Raw genomic sequence first — 17,077 nt, 5'->3', positions numbered from 1 at the left:
TCAGACTATCCTGTGCGAAAAAAAAGACGCATGTTCCATAATATCGGCAAGTCAAATTGTTTTGCCTTATATGGAGTACTCTTACCTTGGAGGCAATCGTTTTTCAACAGTCACCTGAGGAGAATACCTTTCGTAATTCTTAGTAAAATAGTCGTAAGTGGTAATCGGACTTCCAAACGGATCGAAGTTTTTCAGGTCGAAGCGGATGATTGTGGTATAAACTTGTCCTTCGGGGATATGCCTGACGTCAAATAAATTAACATTTTTCTTGTCAAAGATATTGGCATAACGCTCGGGTATTTGATCCTTGTCCTTTTCATTCCAGTAAAATTGCAGCCAATTGGTATCGCCGTATGCATCATACAGGCTTCTGAGATTTACAGATTCGAAATCTCGAAAATATTTGGGGGTAATTTTCTTGTCTGTTTTCAAAATCAGGAATCCGTGGTCTGGAGCCTGGATTTTTTTCAGAGCCGCCGTATACATATCACGATACAACAGGTGAGCAAATTTTTGCTGATAGGCTGCATATTGGTAACAAAACAGGAACGCCGCTACGATGAAGAAGATTGGCGCGATCTTTTTCTTTCCGAAACGATTGACCAATGCTTCAAAATAGATTGCCAGCATCAGGGAAAAGGGAACAGATGCCAGGTAAGCATTCCTGGGAGTGAAAGCGTTTGTCCCGAGTATTTTCACAGGTTTGCCTACGTACCAGTAAGCAAAACAGGCAAAAAAGAAGAGAAGGAAACATGCTGCTGAACGCCGCATCAAGTCTTCTTTTTGGGCCGGACTGAAGTTTCTGGCAAGTATATAGTGGGTTGCGAGTAGCGCTGCAATAGCAACCAAGCAGTAACGTATTATCGACGTATAGTTGGGGTTGAAGGAATTGTAACCTGCGAATGCGCCATAGGGAGCAAAGAAGATCCTATATACAGCAAATAGAACCGTGAGGCTTAAAGAAAATAGGAAAATAGCCTTGAGTGACTGTTTCCAATTGGTTGCATTGACTGTCAGCAGTTTCTCGAAACATATGTAGCCGACGGCAAAAGCGAAAACTGAGTTAACAGACAACGAGACCAGAAAAAAGGGCAGTGCGGCCAAAAACGATCGTTTTGCCAGTCTTGTGGAGAAGAGAAAACACCACACGCAAAGGATGTGCAGGGTCAGCACACTGCATAGCAGTGTTGCCAGGGCAGGGTAGACTAAGATTATAGCTAGTGCATATTGCGCATATGACTTTGAAATTTTGAGTTTTTCAGTGCCGATGCGATAGGTCTCGACACATATCCCGAGCACTGAAGCTACACTGATTATATTGCTCAGGTCTGTGTACGGAAGCCCCGTGATCCGTTGGAAGGCATCGAATGTGAGATACAAATAATATTGCAATATCCAGCGGGATTCAAAAGCCCAGGTCTTGAGAATGTCCATCCGGCCAATTCGGATGGCTATATTATGGAATTGTCCACTGTCCCAAATGTCATCTGTCATCGCCAGGATGGGGGTCAGGGCACAGATGCCCAAAAGAATTAAGGCATAGGTTGGCCAGGATTTGGTGCTATCCGTAGAAGTCTTCATACCGTTTGCTTGAGTTGATATTTTTGCGATTAAATAACTGGGGGGACGGAGATAGAAAAGAAAACAACACGCCCCGGGAAGAAAATCCAGGGGCGTGTTGTTTATCATTACAGAATCTGACTTAGGAAGAGCTTGGTGCGGTCGTTTTCCGGATTGGTGAAGAAGTGTTCCGGGGTACCGACCTCGATGATCTTGCCTTCGTCCATGAAAACGACCTGGTCGGCCACTTCGCGGGCAAAGCCCATCTCGTGGGTGACGACGACCATGGTCATTCCCTCTTTTGCCAGCGTCTTCATGACGTCCAGAACCTCGCCGACCATTTCGGGGTCCAGGGCGCTGGTCGGTTCGTCAAAGAGCATAACCTTGGGATCCATGGCAAGGGCGCGGGCAATGGCCACACGTTGCTGCTGTCCACCGGAGAGCTGGGTGGGGTAGTTGTCGGCCTTGGCATGGATGCCGACCTTGTTGAGCAGAGTCATGGCCTTTTCCTTGGATTCCTGCTTGCCCCTTTTGCGCACTGAGGTTTGACCTACGGTAACGTTTTCCAACACGGTGAGGTGCGGGAAGAGGTTGAAGGACTGGAAGACCATGCCGACTTCCATGCGTACGGCGTTAATGTTGGTCTTGGGAGCCATGATGTCCGTCCCGTCTATGACGATATGGCCGGAGTCCGCCTTTTCCAGTCTGTTGAGACAGCGGAGAAAGGTGGATTTTCCGGAACCGGAGGGGCCGATGACGACGACGACTTCGCCCGGATCCACATGGTAGCTCACGTCGTGGAGCGCCTGGATCTCATGCGGGACGAAGAATGTTTTGTAGATATTCTTTACATCAATCATTGGTTAAGCCTCCCCTGACCTTCTTTCGAGGTACTGTACGAACATGGACAGGGCAAAGGTAATGACAAGGTACATGACGCCGCAGAGGAACCAGAGTTCATAGGGCATCAGGCTGGTGGTGACGGCCTCTCGGGTGGCTTTGGTAAGCTCGCGAATGGCAATGACACCGAGCAGCGAGGAGTCCTTGATCAGGCTGATGAACTGGCCCGCCAGGGGCGGCAGGATGCGTTTGAAGGCCTGGGGCAGGATGATTTTGCGCATGGCCATCGACTTGGGCATGCCCAGAGAACGTGCGGCCTCCATCTGTCCCCGATCAATGGACTGAATACCAGCCCGGACGATTTCGGCAACATATGCTCCCGCAAAGATGGCCAGGGAGGCCACGCCGAACCATAGTTCCGGGATCTGGAACAGGCCAGCCTTGATGAGCAGGTTGTTGATGATGGTGCCGAGGACGAAGTACCAGATCATGATCTGGACAAGCAGCGGTGTGCCCCGGATTATTTCAATGTAGGTAATGGCAAGCCACTTGAGGCACGGGTTGGACGAGATGCGGGCCAGACCGGTAAAAAGGCCGAACATGATGCCCAGGAAGATGGACACCAGACTGACCTCGATGGTGATGATCAAGCCGTCCGCAAGGAGACCGATCTTTCCTTCCTGGTACACGCCGATTACATCGCCCATGTAGACGGTGCTTCCCTCGCTGACGCGAAGGTCATCGCCGGGAATGGTGTAGTGGTCTGTGGCGTCGGGCCCTTTTACGATTACTACGGATTCACCTTTGGAGTGCGTGATGGAGGTAACTTCGCCTTCTATCTCCGCATTTACATTGATGGTGTCGGTGTAATAAAAATACTGGGGCAGCCGGTTCCAGTGCCAAATATAGTTGGTCTGCGTGGTGGACCAGTAGAATCCAACGCAGACAACAATCATGATGAAAGCATAGAGAGCTTTCCACATGGTTGATTTGTCGACTCCTTTTAGGGAGGCGATCTGGGGAAGCTTTTTCATTGGGACAGCTCGAAGTTGTTAGCGAAAAGAAATGAACGGGGGCCGCTGAGGCGGCCCCCGATTTTGTCACTACTGAGTGATCTGATCGTACCAGTCGTTGGATCCGAACCACTTGTTGTAGATTCGATCGTAGCGGCCGTCGTTCTTCATCTGGCGCAGGAAGTTGTTGAGCCAGTTCAGGAAATCGGGATCACCCTTGTTGATGGCCCATCCGAGGGGCTCGTAAGTGAAGGGCTTATCCATGAACTTCATGCCGGCGTCCTTGCCGCGCTGGGTGTAGAAGATGGAGCACATGGGCAGATCGTAAACGGTGGCGGCAGCCTTGCCGTTCAGAGTTTCCAGCATGGCCTGGTCTTCCATTTCGAAAGACTTGTAGGTGGCCTTGGGCAGGAGGCGCTTGACCGTCTGCTCGCCGGTGGTGCCGAGCTTGGAGGTAATGGTGTACTTGGGATCGTTCAGATCCTTCCAGGAGTGGATTTCATCAGCATATTTGGGGTTCAGCAGCACGGTCTGGCCGACGATGATGTAAGGATCGGCGAAGTTGACCTTCAGGTTGCGCTCCTGATTGATGGTCATACCGGCGGCGATGATGTCGTACTTGTCTGACATCAGGCCGGGGATGATGCCGTCCCAGGCGGTGTTGATGATTTCGAGCTTGACGCCCATGGCCTTGGCCATTTCAGCCATCAGGTCCATATCGAAACCAACCACGTTGCCTTTCTTGTCGGTCATTTCGAAGGGCATGTAGCCAGCTTCGGTACCGACGCGGAGGGAGCCGCGGTTGACGATTTTTTCCAGGGTGGAAGCTTTCTGCAGTTCGAGGCGGACATTAACGTCCTCCTTGGAGGCCTGAGCCTGCTGGTTGGACTGCTGGCTGCAGGCGAAGAGAAAGAGCATGGTGCTGATCACGGCGACCAGTGTAAAGAGACGTTTCATCCTTTCCTCCAATGAAACAGGGTGGGTTGGTATTCCTCGTCATGAGGCAAACGCCGGGTTGGGTGCGCTTTCCTCAATTCCATGGTCCAATTGACAATCATGTCCCCAAGAGGCTTTGCCTCGCAGGACGACACTCTTTCATACCCGCAACTTGTGAAAAATACAAGGCTAGTTCTTGCGTGCAGGTTGGTGCAACTGTTGCTGCCGGCGCACAAATTTTTTTTGTATACTTGAAGACGAATGATATTCGCGCCTTTGTTTTAGGCGTTTGTTTGATTAAGAATTTGGTCTGGGGCGCGGATGGTGTGCAAGTGTCGATAATAATGGCTTCCTTCTGATCTGCGGCTAGAGTCGATATACCCGGAGCAATGCGCAACTCTAAAGGGCTGAAGGAAGATGGTACGAATTTTAGTTGTTGAAACGGAAGCGATTGAGCGGAAGCTTACGGAGACTGTTGCGAAAGCGGCAGGATTTCAGCTGGCCGGGAGTGTCGAAAGCATAGTGGAAGCGCACGATGTTGCGGATGCATCGAATCCGGATGTCATACTGCTTGATGCTGTTCTGGAAGATGCGTTTTCGAGCGAGAGAGGACTGTCCGAAATCCCAACCGTCCGTTTGTGTCGTCCGAATGACAATGACGAAAAATTCAATGCTGACGGAATTCCTGTGGGAAGGCTGTACAGACCTTTCAACGCAGCGTCTCTGCTGGATGCCGTGAATTTGGAGTTGTGGAAGCACAAGATGGTGCGGGATTTGTCGCGTGCACGGAGAGATGCAACGGCGGCGGACAGGGCAAAGACCTCTTTTCTCGCAACCATAAGCCATGAATTGCGCACGCCAATGAATGGAGTGATGGGGATTACCGAGCTTCTTCTGCTCTCCGACCTTGATGAGCCATATCGTGAAAACGTGGATCTTATCCGTCAGTCGGCCCAATCACTTCTGTCCGTGCTCAATCAGATTATTGACTATTCGCGCCTGGAAGCCAGCTCGCCGGATATACGGGAGTCCGACTTCCGTATGGAAGATTTGCTGACCGGCGTGCTTTCGCAGCACAGGCGAAGCGCATCGGCCAAGGGGCTTCGCCTGGAGTATGTCCTGGACCCGGATATACCGGGATGGTTGCGCGGTGATCCTGGAAAAATCCGCCAAATATTGGGCAATCTTTTGACCAACGCCGTGAAATACACCGGAGCAGGGCAGGTGATGGTTGATGTAGCTTGGGAGAAGCCTGCCCTTGTGGTTGAAGGTGCACCGGTCATAATCTCGGTCTCGGTGCAGGATACGGGCGTAGGTATTCCGAAGGATAGGCTTGCGGATATTTTCGATTCTTTTGTTCAGGGAAGCGATCATTTATCCCACACCTCGGGAAGTCTCGGTTTGGGGTTGGCCATTGCCAACCGATTGGCTGTCATGCTTGGTGGTTCTATCCGCTGTTCGAGCCGGGAAGGGGTGGGAAGCACTTTTACATTTTCAATACCGCTCAATCGGAGTCGCTATGAAACTATTTCGCCTGTGGCTGTCGCCATGGGCGAGGAAATGCCTTTGGCCGGGGCCCGGGTGCTTGTGGCCGAGGACGAAACGGTCAATCAACTCTACGTCTGCCGCTTGCTGGAAAAAATGGGATGTATTGTCACATTGGTGGAGAACGGTTTGGACGCGGTGGAAAAGCTGCGGTCCCAGGCCTGCGATATCGTTTTAATGGACATAGAAATGCCGGTCATGACCGGTATAGAGGCGACCCAAGCCATACGGCGTCCCGAGACGGGATGCCTGAACCCGGATGTCCCCATCGTCGCACTGACGGCTCACGCCATGTGGGGGGATGAGCAGCGATGCCGCCATGCCGGGATGACCGACTATGTTGCCAAGCCGGTTGATATGGAAACAGTCGCCGCCATCATTCAGGCCACACTTGAGTCCTGTGACGGTGCCGTGACGTGAGGATATCGAAGGTGACGCTTGTGCAGGACGATTGACTTGTCTGCAATTCCAGTAATACTCTCTGGCATATGGAACCCCGCAAACTCCTCGATACCAACGGCTCGTCGCCCCTTTTTTCCGGCGGCATATACAAGGCGTTTCTCATCGTCTTGTTGCTTTTTTCACTCTACCTCGGGTTCTCCATTGTCGAGCCTTTCATCCATACGTTGATTTTCGGCACAGTATTGGCCGTGCTCTTCTGGCCGGTAAACGCATGGGCCAAGAAACGGTTCAACGGTCACCGCGCCATGGCTTCCATGTTCACCGTGCTGGTGATTGTTTTTTGCCTGGTGCTGCCCATGACCTTTCTGCTCATGGCTCTCATCGGCCAGGGAGTGCAGTCCCTGGGGGCTCTCAATGCCTGGGTTGCCAGAGGCGGCTATGAGTCGTTCATAAGTTCCGACATCTATAATCATTATATAGCGGTCTTGCACAGCAAGCTTCCTTTCCTTCACATCAATGAGCTCGATATCCAGGCGAGCATCATTCAATACTCCAAACAATTTGCCCAGGCACTGCTCGGTCTCGGCACGGAGCTTGTGCGCAATGCTGCGAAGCTGATCCTCCATTTTCTGCTGATGGTATTCATCCTTTTTTATTTTCTGCGCGACGGAGCGAAGATGGTTGCGCACCTCAAGCTTCTTTCCCCACTGCGCCCCTTGCAGGAGGATTTCATCCTGGATTCCCTCAAGCGAGTGGCGAGAGGGGTGCTCATGGGGTCACTGCTGGTGGCCGTGCTTCAGGGACTTGCGGGAGGCTTTGGACTTGCCATTGCCGGAATTCCCGCCTTTTTCTGGGGCGCGGTGGTTGCGCTGGCCTCGCTCATCCCCGTTGTTGGAACCGGATTGGTGTGGGTGCCAGCCGTGGGTTACCTGCTTTTGTCCGGCAATTGGAAAATGGCCTTGTTTCTCGCCCTTTGGTTCGGTATCTTCGTTGTTGGCATTGATACAGTGCTTCGGCCCGTTTTCATGCGCGAGGCATCGCGCATCTCCACCTTTTACATTTTTTTGGCTATTCTTGGCGGCGTATACACCTTCGGTATGCTCGGCATCCTGTACGGTCCGCTCATCCTGAGTTTCGTCATGGTCATGCTTCATATCTATGTCGAGGAATATGCCGATGATCTCAAGAACTCTCAGGAAGAGGAATAATGAGAATAGAGCGTTTACTCCTTTTTTTTCTCTGCATTGTCACTATTCTTTCGGCCGGGTGCCCCAAGCCTGCGCCTTCTCCGGCTTTGCCGGATGCATCGCCCCAGACGGCGAAGAAGGCCGCAACGGCTCCTGCCGCAGATCAACCGCCATTCTATCGGATTCTGAAGGAAGGCAATGCGCGCAATATCGCCCGCAAGCTTTCGCCTGATTCTCAAGGAATTCATTCCTGGACAGAGTATCGTTCCGCCCTGGAGGACAACCTGGGGTATATTCTCCGGAAACGGTCCAATTCGGTCTGTGTTCGCCGTCCCGGTCTGACGTTGACGTGGGGGCAGCTTGGGGACAGCGTTGCCGAACTTATGGCCATATTGCCCCGGTTGGACGAGCAGCCGGGCCTGCTGGCCGAGCGGTTCAGCTGGCTCAAGGTTTCGCCGGAAACCTTGCTGACCGGTTATTATGAACCATGGTTGGATGCCTCTCTGACCCCTGATGCGACATATCGCTATCCGCTTTACGGCGTGCCGGATGACCTGCGGGTGGTGGACCTGGGCAAATTTCATAGCCGTTGGAAAGGGGAGCGGCTGGTCTACCGCATGGATGGGAAAAAGATCGAGCCTTATCCGGACCGCCGCGCCATTGACGGACACGAGGCCATTTCCGGCAAGGGATACGAGATCGCCTGGGCCAAAGATCCCGTGGATGTGTTTTTTCTCCAGATTCAGGGCTCGGGCCGGTTGGTGCTGCCTGATGGCACTTCCCGGCATATCCTGTACAACGGCAGGAACGGGCGAAGGTACGTTTCGCTTGGCCGGGTGCTTATCAAGAAAGGCCTTGTACCCAGGGATGAAATGTCCATGCAGCGTATCCGCAAGTTCCTGAGTGCCAATCCCGAAGAAGCGCGCCAGCTGATGTTCGAGAACCCAAGCTACGTGTTTTTCCGGCTTTCGGACAAGGGGCCTTTCGGGGCCATCAACGTTATGCTCAAGCCGTGGGTCAGTGTGGCGGTGGACCCATCCATGATTCCCCTTGGCGGGGCCTGTGTGCTCTCCACTTCATTGGGAGATGTGGATACGGGCAAGCCCAAATCGTTCCGTTCTCTTGTTCTTGCTCAGGATACCGGCGGTGCCATTCAGGGCACGCGCATGGACCTGTTCTGCGGTTCGTCTCCCGAAGCCGAAAAGCTGGCCGGGCATCTGCAGGAACCTTCCGATGTGTATTTGCTGGTTAGCCGACAGACAATGGCTTCGGTCAAAAAGAGTGGTCAATTAGGAGGTTGATACAATGCGATATGTTGCATTGTTTGAAGAAGAAAAGCGGGGAATATCTGTTATTTTCCCGGATTTTCCGGATTGCGTCACCTTTGGCGAGGATCTGGACGAAGCGGTTGACCATGCCCATGAGGCGCTTGCTTCTTATGTCGAACTGCAGGTTGAAGCCGGGGCCCCGCTGCCGGAACCTACGTCCAAGAAAACAATACTGGCTTTGCCGGAGAACCAGAACCGACGCGCCATCAACATTGACGTGTCCGGTGACGGGAGCGACTGGGAAGAGTTTGAGGTTGCCATGCACCGGCACCTGTTGGAGCGGATAGAAAAGTATGCCGACAGTCACGGTGTTTCTCCCGCGGATTTTCTGGCCGCCGCTGCCCGGCTGGCGCTTCGGCAGGATGTTTTTAGCGACTGATTTTTTTTCCTACCATTTTGTCATTCTTTGTCACCGGAGGGATAAAAAAAATTGTAACCCTCCGGTGTTATTTTTTGATTTTGTCCCGAATCCCGCGCCAGTAAAGGCTTCCTTCCTTCGACATTGTTGTCAAAAATATGTGTGTCCAACAGGTTGCACGCTTTTGCCTTTTGGTCTACGGTCCTCATCCGGGGCGTGAACTGGTTCCCGCACTGTTGCATGAGAAAATAGCTGGTTTTTTCTTGCAAAATTGTGAAAGGCCTGTGGGGTTGGCCGGAATTCCGGAGTTGAAGCCCTGTTCATAGGTCTTGTTAGGAGCAAAACACCAGTTGACGCCTATAACGTTCAACCGTGGAGTGACGAGAGAGTATGTGCCGTTTATTTGCGCTCACAAGTCGAGATCCGGTGTCGCCCATACGCGCCATCGATGCGCTCAACGTGATGAAGGAAGGGCATGACGGTTCAGGCGTCGGCCTGTTCCTCAGCGGTCTTGGTGGCCCCTTTGAGGAGTTTGGGGACTGTCCCATCCTGTCCGGGATTTTTACCGAGCCCGGATTGAAGCGGGTTTTCGATTATATGGCGGACAAAGGGTTTAACAGCAAATATTCCGTTTTGTTCACTCCCGAGACCGAGCCGCCGCTGGGTACGCCCAAGCGGGGCATCTATGCTTCCATAGCTTTTGAGCTGCCTGCCGAGATGAAAGCGCTCTCCAAGGACGTGCTGGGCAGCAAGCTGGTGCGCATTCGGCTGGACCTGCGCGCCATGGGCGAGGAGAAGGGCGACATCATGGTCTTCTCCTTCTGGCCCGACACGATCATGATCAAGGAAGTGGGCGATCCTCTTGCCGTTGGCGAATACCTACGTCTGGATCGCAAGGAACTTTATGCCCGCCATATCCTGGCTCAGGGACGGCAGAATACCAACTACGCGATCAACCTTTATGCCTGTCATCCCTTCTTCATTGAAGGCGTGAGCACCATGACCAACGGTGAAAATACCGCCTTTGTCCCCATTCGGGATTACCTGCAGTCGCGCGGTGTGACCGGTTATGAAGGGTATAGCTCGGATTCCGAAGTCTTCACACACATCGCCCATTATTCCACCAAAAAGCTCGGGCTCGACATCTCCGCATACAAACATGTCATCACTCCCATGAATGATGAAGAGATGGCTTCGCATCCGGACCGTGAGTTCCTTGCCGGGCTCAAGAAAGCCTGCCGCAAGCTGATCATCGATGGCCCCAACTGCGTCATCGGTTGTCTGGACGACGGTTCCATGTTCATGGTCCAGGACCGCAAAAAATTGCGGCCCGGTGTGGTTGGCGGCAATCCCGAAATTGGCATGTTCGCTTTCTCTTCTGAGATTTGCGGACTCAACGCCGCCATTCCGGAACGTGACAAGACCCAAGATTTTCAACCTATGCATCTCGATACGGCCATCGTCAGAGCCGACTGCAGGGAGGTTATCCAATGCTCGCAGAAAGACCCATTACGCCTTCAACGCTAAGCGTTAAAGACCTGCCCTGGCAGATCAACTGGGATATCAATACTTGTACCAAGTGTGGACGCTGCACCTCGGTATGTCCGGTCAATGCCATTGAACTCGGTGTGTTTCGCAAGCGGGAGATCAACGCTCCCATGGGGCTTTCCGCCAAGCCGACCACGACGTTCTCCACATTCTACGGAATTCGTCAGCGGACCGATCCGGCCTATGCCTGCATCGGCTGCTCCATGTGCAACATGGTCTGCCCGAACAATGCCATCAAGCCTATTCGCCAGTACGACTCCACCACCTTGGAATTCCATAACAACCGTGGTGGACAGGCCCGTACTCGCGGCGGTCGTCGCAACAACAGTGAATCTCTGCTGGATCAGCTGAAGTTCATCCGCATTTCCATGCTCACCGACCCGGCGCTGGACGCCGGACGGCATGAGTTTGAGCTGCGCACGCTGCTCGGCCGCGTGCTTTCGCCCGAGGCCGAGATCAAGGCCTTGCAGACGGATGGCTGGAAACCGCCGGTTCGGGAGATTTATCCCCTGGTCATCGGCGGCATGTCCTTTGGCGCGCTTTCTCCGAACATGTGGGAAGGCATCCAGATGGCCGTGGTCTACCTGAACGAGGAACTGAACATGCCCGTGCGCGTCTGTACGGGTGAGGGCGGCTGTCCGCCGCGTCTGCTGCGCTCCCGTTTCCTCAAGTACGTCATTCTCCAGATCGCCTCGGGTTACTTCGGCTGGGATGAGATCATACACGCTATTCCCGAGATGAAGGAGGACCCTTGCGCCATTGAGATTAAGTACGGCCAGGGCGCCAAGCCCGGCGACGGCGGACTGCTCATGTGGTACAAGGTCAACAAGCTCATTGCGGCCATTCGCGGTGTGCCCAAGGGTGTCAGCCTGCCCAGTCCGCCCACGCATCAGACCCAGTATTCCATCGAGGAATCCGTGGCCAAGATGATTCAGTCCATGTCCATGGCCTGGGGCTTCCGCGTGCCGGTTTATCCCAAGATCTCCGCATCCTCCACCTCGATTGCGGTGCTGAACAACCTGGTTCGCAATCCGTATGCGGCCGGGCTGGCCATCGACGGCGAGGACGGCGGTACAGGCGCTGCCTACAACATCTCCATGAACCATATGGGCCATCCCATCGCTTCCTGCATACACGATTGCTACAGTGCCCTGTGTCTTTCCGGTGCCCAGAACGAGATCCCGCTCATTGCGGGCGGCGGTATCGGCAAGCACGGCAACCTGGCGGCCAATGCGGCGGCGCTGATCATGCTTGGTGCCTCCATGGTCCAGATCGCCAAGTACGTCATGCAGGCCGGAGCCGGTTGCCTGGGCGGCGAGAAGGAGCGCTGCAACGTTTGCAATCTCGGCGTCTGCCCCAAGGGCATCACGTCCCAGGATCCGAGGCTCTATCGCCGTCTCGACCCCGAAAAGGTGGCCGAACGCGTAGTGGACTTCTACCTGAGCTTCGACACGGAACTGCGCAAGGTGTTCGCGCCGCTTGGCCGATCCACCTCCCTGCCCATCGGCATGTCGGACGCCCTCGGCGTCAGTGACAAGAACGTCGCAGACCGTCTCGGCATCAAGTACGTGATCTAAAGCTCAGGAACGGAGTAGCATAATGGCCAAAAGAACATATCGCATCAGCGGCACGGAGGACGGGCGGCGCGTCGAGTCTCGTCTCCTTGAGAAGCGTATCCAGGAAGCGGTCCAGAAGGGCGCGCGCAAGCTGGAAATCGACGCAATGGGCCAGCACGGCATAGGCGGACGTCTCTGGGTATCCCAGGAAGAGCCCATCTATGTGACCATTACCGGCTCGCCCGGTCAGCGCATCGGTTCCAAGGGTTTTCCCGGAACGACCATTGAAATCATGGGTGAAACGTCCGACGATATCGGCTGGCTCAACGCCGGTGCCGAGATCATCGTGCATGGCCACGCCAGTAACGGCGCGTGCAACGCCATGGCGCAGGGCAAGGTCTTCATTGCCGGCAACATCGGTTCGCGCGGCATGACCATGACCAAGACCAACCCCCGTTTCGACGAGCCCGAACTTTGGGTGCTCGGATCGGTGGGTGACTACTTTGGCGAATTCATGGCTGGCGGTACTGCCGTCATCTGTGGTCATGAAGCCCAGAATCCCAAGAATATCCTCGGATATCGGCCCTGTGTCGGAATGGTCGGCGGTCGCGTCTTTGTGCGTGGCCCCATTGAAGGCTTTTCACGGGCCGATGCCATGCAGGTTCCCATTGATGATGAGTCCTGGGCGTGGCTAACCGCCGGGATGGAAGATTATCTCAAGAAAATAAAGAGGACCCGGCTGCTCAAGAGGCTGACCAAACGTGAGGAATGGCAGCTCATTCGGGCCAAGACTCCGTTTGAGAAGAAGGGCAAGTCCCGTCGTTCCATGGCCGATTTTCGCGCCAATGTATGGGATGCGGAATTGGGCCGAGGCGGCCTGATCGGTGATCTGACCAGCCTGGACCGTTCGCCCATTCCGTTGATCGTCCATGGCGATCTGCGCCGCAGGGTGCCGGTGTGGGAAAATCGCAAGTATATGGCTCCGTGTCAGTCCAGCTGTCCCACCGGTATGCCGGTTCAGCAGCGCTGGCAGTTGGTTCGGGACGGTCTGGTGGACGAAGCCGTTGATCTGGCTTTGGCCTATACGCCTTTCCCGGCCACGGTCTGTGGTTACCTCTGTCCGAACCTGTGTATGCAGGGTTGTACCCGCAATACGCAGCAGCATATGGCCGCGGTGGACATCACCAAGCTCGGCCGCGAAGGGTACAAGTCAAAGGCGCCCAAGCTGCCGGAACTCTCCGGCAAGCGTGTGGCCGTCATTGGCGGTGGCCCGGCCGGTATCTCGGTTGCCTGGCAGATTCGGATGAAGGGACATGAGGCCGTTGTCTATGATATGGACAAGACCCTGGGCGGAAAGATTGTTTCCGCCATTCCCTACACCCGCGTGCCCAAGGAAGTGGTCGAAGCCGAGGTCAAGCGTGCCGCCGAAGTGCTGCCGCATGTCCATCTCCAACAGAAGCTGGGGGCCGACGACTTTGCCTCCCTGCGTGACGAGTACGACTATGTGGTCATCGCCACAGGTGCGCAGAAGCCCCGCGTTATCCCTGTGCCCGGCCACGAACGCATCTACCCCGCACTGACCTTCCTCAAGGACGCCAAGGCCGGTACGGCCAAGGTTGGCAAGAAGGTGGTCATCGTCGGTGCCGGTAACGTCGGTTGCGACGTCGCCACCATGGCCGCGAAGCTGGGTGCCGAGGATATTACCCTCATCGACATTCAGGAACCTGCCTCCTTCGGCAAGGAGCGCAAGGACGCCGAAGCCGCCGGAGCGCGCTTCAAGTGGCCCTGCTTTACCAAGGAGGTCACGGAAAAAGGCGTACTGCTCCAGTCCGGTGAACTGCTGGAAGCGGATACGGTGCTGATGTCCATCGGCGATGCACCCGAGTTGGAATTCCTGCCCGGCAACATTGCCCAGGAGCGAGGCTATGTGGTGGTCAACGACGACTTCCAGACCACTGATTCCAAGGTGTTCGCCATTGGTGACGTGGTCCGGCCCGGCCTGATTACCCACGCCATCGGCAACGGCAGGCGCGCGGCCCAGGTCATTGATGACCTGGTCAACAACCGCCGTCCTCAGTCCGATACCCGCGACATGATCGATTATACCCGCATGACGCTGGAATACTTCGATCCCCGCATCACCGAATTCAGCGACATGAATCAGTGCGGCTCCGAGTGTTCCTCCTGCGGTTCCTGTCGCGACTGCTACATCTGCGACACCATTTGTCCGCAAGCCGCCATATCCCGCAACGAACTGCCTGACGGTGGTTTCGAGCGTGTGGTGGACCCGGATAAATGTATTGCCTGCGGTTTCTGTGCTGATGCCTGCCCCTGCGGTATCTGGGACCTGAAGAATCCCAAGCCACTGGAATAGTCGAGCGAAAGTATCAATATAAAACAGGGCGGCGAACTTTGGTTCGTCGCCCTTTATTTTGGGGGATCTGATTCGCGACCCGACTGGCGTCAGTGGATGCAATAGTTTCCAGGTGTTGAGGCCGCAGGCTGAAAGATGCGTGTTGCTAGTCGCCCCTGTAGCGTTCCTGTTTCAGTCCGTGCTTGGTGAGGCGATCATATTCCTGCTGGCGGCGCCGATTTTCCTGAAATATTCGGTTTGCCCTGGCCTTGACTATTCCCTTGAACGCGGAGCAGGGCTCATTATGGATGCCTATCAGCTCTCTTTCCAGTTCATGCGCCGCCTTGCGTGCTATCTGGCCGTGGATCAGTTCGTGTGCCGTCAGTTTTTTCAGCGCCTTTTTCCACCATTTTCTGGTCGGGCCGTCCATGGCTCCAACTTGGCGGGGGTAGGTGTAAAGGATGTGCAGAAAGACCTTGGCATCGGTAATGGTGCATATCTTGCCCCGTTGTCTTGCCGTATAAGAGTATTTGAAGGTCGTATGGGTTAAGGCGGCATATTTGCCGTTATGCTTGTGCAGGGAACGGAGAATCTCCGCCTGGGTATGCCCTTGGACTATATAATATTTTTCACTTGTGGAGACGGTGACTTCGGCTTTGGCCAAGGCTGGAAACAGCAACAGCAGGCCAAGCAGGATTGCAATCCGGCTTATGGCAGCGTGTTTAGTCCACTTCCATCCACTGCGAATCATTGTTCTTTGCCTGGTACATGGAGAGATCGGCCCTGCGTGAGAGGGCATCAATGTCCTCACCTTGGCGATATTCGGCAATACCGCAGCTGAAGGATATGGGCGTCCTTTCGATGTTGTTCAAGGCCTCGCGGATTCGTGTGGCCAAGGTTTCGGCCTCTTGCGATTTCCCATCCATCAGAATCAGGAATTCATCTCCTCCCCAGCGTGAGAGCAGGTCGGAAGGGCGGATGGTCTGTTCAATACATATTGATACGTTCTTGAGGACCTTGTCACCTTCCAGGTGGCCATATTTGTCATTGATCTTTTTGAACTCATCCAGATCTATGAGGATGATGGAAAATGGCTCACCATATCTGTCTGCCTTGTAGGACGCGAGTTTGAAACGTTCCTCCAGGGCTCGGCGGTTGGCTGCGCCGGTCAGGGGATCGGATTTGGCCATGCGTTCCAGACGGCATTGGAAATAGCTAACCGTAAATCCACATAGAATGATGATAAGGACAGAGGCGATAAGCCCGATGACTATTGTGCGGATAAGATTGTTTCGTGCCGTTATCAGAGCGGCTGCCTCTTCCTGCTCAACAATCAGGTGCCATGAAAATTCAGGGATATAGTGGGTAGAGAGCAGGTAGTGTTCACCCTCGTGGTCGTATTCGAAGTTGACCGATCCCTTGAGGTTTTTGAGAATGTTGTCGGCAACATTCATGATGCCGGGCGTTTCCGTTATGTATCGCCTTTTTACCAGCGTCGTGTTTTGGTGTACCTGGACCAGACCATCCTGGTCCACAAGGTAGACATTACGATGGTATCTTTTCTGGGCTTCCCGCAGCAGTTCGGCGGCTTTGTCCATATTCACGCCCACCCCGGTGACTCCCAGAAGCTTGCCGTTCTGGTCTTCCACACGAAAGTTTATGAAAATGGTCAGCTTGTTATTTTCGGTCTGGTTTGTATCGACGTCCAACTCATATTCCGTCTTCTTGCGTAAAAAACTGTAGTACCAGACGTCGTGGCTGTCGCGCGGGTTGACCCTCTTGAGAAGGCCTCCCTGATAGTAGTATTTGTCGGAGGCTGCGGAGACAAAGAAGGTTGTCAGGAAACCGTATTTGTCTTTGAGCTGTTTTAGATACTGGGTGAGCTGGTCGATATCCTGCTCTCCGTTGACCACCCATTCCTTGAGGAAGGCATCGTTGGCCATGGAGGAAGAAACCAAAATCGGACGCATCAGCGCCGAATGGATTTCGGAGTAAATATTTTTGCCCGTAAGAGGCAAAGCAGAGTTCAGCAACTCTTCCCTGACCGATTCACGGGTAACTCGGTAATTGATCAGGCTCGTGGCAATGAATGCCGTCAGCAGAATAAGGGAGAGCGCCGTCAGAAGTTTGAATTTGACGTTCATTATTTTTATTTTACTGAAAATGGTTTCAAACGGCAAATGGGAAGTTGGGGCTTTTTTCTGACTGAATTGGCCCACTCGGGCACAGAAAAGCGACCGTTTACACCCCGCCAGGATTGATATTTTCATCCTGGCGGGGTGATGTTGTCTTAGAATCGTTCGAAAGTGTCGTTGTCCGACATTTCCAAGGCAACGCCTGACGACTTGGCTGGGATGGCTCCCTTGGCTGTCATCTTGGCCTTTGCTTTTGCCTTGGGGGGCTGTTCTCATCCCTCTTGTCTTCAAGTGGAAGAAGCTGATGGTCTTCTGG

General features: G+C 54.0%; 13 protein-coding genes. 7 read left to right on the top strand and 6 right to left on the bottom strand.

Going from position 1 to position 17,077, the window contains the following annotated elements; translation table 11 throughout:
* Window positions 1–81 precede the first annotated feature (81 nt).
* The 4 genes from ACI0FG_RS09110 to ACI0FG_RS09095 all read right to left on the bottom strand — a co-directional run bounded on the left by ACI0FG_RS09110 (window position 82) and on the right by ACI0FG_RS09095 (window position 4,370).
* Window positions 82–1,581, bottom strand: a complete 1,500-nt coding sequence (locus ACI0FG_RS09110; protein WP_419788223.1) for a hypothetical protein — start codon at window positions 1,579–1,581, stop codon at window positions 82–84.
* 107 nt (window positions 1,582–1,688) lie between these two features.
* Window positions 1,689–2,420, bottom strand: a complete 732-nt coding sequence (locus tag ACI0FG_RS09105; protein ID WP_419788222.1) for an amino acid ABC transporter ATP-binding protein — start codon at window positions 2,418–2,420, stop codon at window positions 1,689–1,691.
* Window positions 2,421–2,423: 3 nt separating this feature from the next.
* Window positions 2,424–3,434, bottom strand: a complete 1,011-nt coding sequence (locus tag ACI0FG_RS09100; RefSeq protein WP_419788221.1) for an amino acid ABC transporter permease — start codon at window positions 3,432–3,434, stop codon at window positions 2,424–2,426.
* A gap of 69 nt (window positions 3,435–3,503) precedes the next feature.
* Window positions 3,504–4,370, bottom strand: a complete 867-nt coding sequence (locus ACI0FG_RS09095) for a transporter substrate-binding domain-containing protein (RefSeq protein ID WP_419788220.1) — start codon at window positions 4,368–4,370, stop codon at window positions 3,504–3,506.
* Window positions 4,371–4,871: 501 nt separating this feature from the next.
* Between ACI0FG_RS09095 and ACI0FG_RS09090 the strand changes: the two genes are divergently transcribed.
* From ACI0FG_RS09090 to ACI0FG_RS09060, 7 genes are all read left to right on the top strand, one after another.
* Window positions 4,872–6,314 carry a response regulator gene (locus ACI0FG_RS09090; RefSeq protein WP_419788219.1) on the top strand — a complete coding sequence of 481 codons (1,443 nt, stop codon included), beginning with the start codon at window positions 4,872–4,874 and terminating at the stop codon, window positions 6,312–6,314.
* A 68-nt stretch (window positions 6,315–6,382) separates the two neighbouring features.
* Window positions 6,383–7,504 (top strand): AI-2E family transporter, encoded by a 1,122-nt coding sequence (locus tag ACI0FG_RS09085; RefSeq protein WP_419788218.1) that lies wholly within the window; start codon window positions 6,383–6,385, stop codon window positions 7,502–7,504.
* Window positions 7,504–8,784: a murein transglycosylase A gene (gene mltA, locus ACI0FG_RS09080; protein WP_419788217.1), complete on the top strand. Its 1,281-nt coding sequence runs from the start codon at window positions 7,504–7,506 to the stop codon at window positions 8,782–8,784. Before ACI0FG_RS09085 ends, mltA begins: the two co-directional genes overlap by 1 nt.
* 4 nt (window positions 8,785–8,788) lie before the next feature.
* On the top strand, window positions 8,789–9,190 hold the full coding sequence (locus ACI0FG_RS09075) for a type II toxin-antitoxin system HicB family antitoxin (RefSeq protein WP_419788216.1): 402 nt from the start codon (window positions 8,789–8,791) through the stop codon (window positions 9,188–9,190).
* A 369-nt stretch (window positions 9,191–9,559) separates the two neighbouring features.
* Window positions 9,560–10,696, top strand: coding sequence for a glutamate synthase (locus ACI0FG_RS09070; protein WP_419788215.1), 1,137 nt, complete (start codon window positions 9,560–9,562; stop codon window positions 10,694–10,696).
* Window positions 10,660–12,294 (top strand): glutamate synthase-related protein, encoded by a 1,635-nt coding sequence (locus tag ACI0FG_RS09065; protein ID WP_419788214.1) that lies wholly within the window; start codon window positions 10,660–10,662, stop codon window positions 12,292–12,294. The genes ACI0FG_RS09070 and ACI0FG_RS09065 overlap by 37 nt, the downstream gene beginning before the upstream one ends.
* Before the next feature lie 22 nt (window positions 12,295–12,316).
* The gene (locus ACI0FG_RS09060) at window positions 12,317–14,647 is read left to right on the top strand and encodes an FAD-dependent oxidoreductase (RefSeq protein WP_419788213.1); all 2,331 of its coding nucleotides are present in this window, start codon (window positions 12,317–12,319) and stop codon (window positions 14,645–14,647) included.
* Window positions 14,648–14,792: 145 nt separating this feature from the next.
* Here the strand turns inward: ACI0FG_RS09060 and ACI0FG_RS09055 are convergent, their stop codons facing one another.
* Together ACI0FG_RS09055 and ACI0FG_RS09050 are read right to left on the bottom strand one after the other, a co-directional pair.
* Window positions 14,793–15,377 (bottom strand): DUF922 domain-containing protein, encoded by a 585-nt coding sequence (locus ACI0FG_RS09055; RefSeq protein ID WP_419788212.1) that lies wholly within the window; start codon window positions 15,375–15,377, stop codon window positions 14,793–14,795.
* Window positions 15,349–16,770, bottom strand: a complete 1,422-nt coding sequence (locus ACI0FG_RS09050; protein ID WP_419788211.1) for a sensor domain-containing diguanylate cyclase — start codon at window positions 16,768–16,770, stop codon at window positions 15,349–15,351. Before ACI0FG_RS09050 ends, ACI0FG_RS09055 begins: the two co-directional genes overlap by 29 nt.
* Between the last annotated feature and the right edge of the window lie 307 nt (window positions 16,771–17,077).

The organism is Pseudodesulfovibrio sp. 7M6, from assembly GCF_050058625.1.
GTDB classification, from domain to species: Bacteria; Desulfobacterota; Desulfovibrionia; order Desulfovibrionales; family Desulfovibrionaceae; genus Pseudodesulfovibrio; species Pseudodesulfovibrio salinus.
The sequence above is the reverse complement of the archived record's forward strand: the minus strand, read 5'-3'. Positions and strand labels throughout refer to the sequence as shown.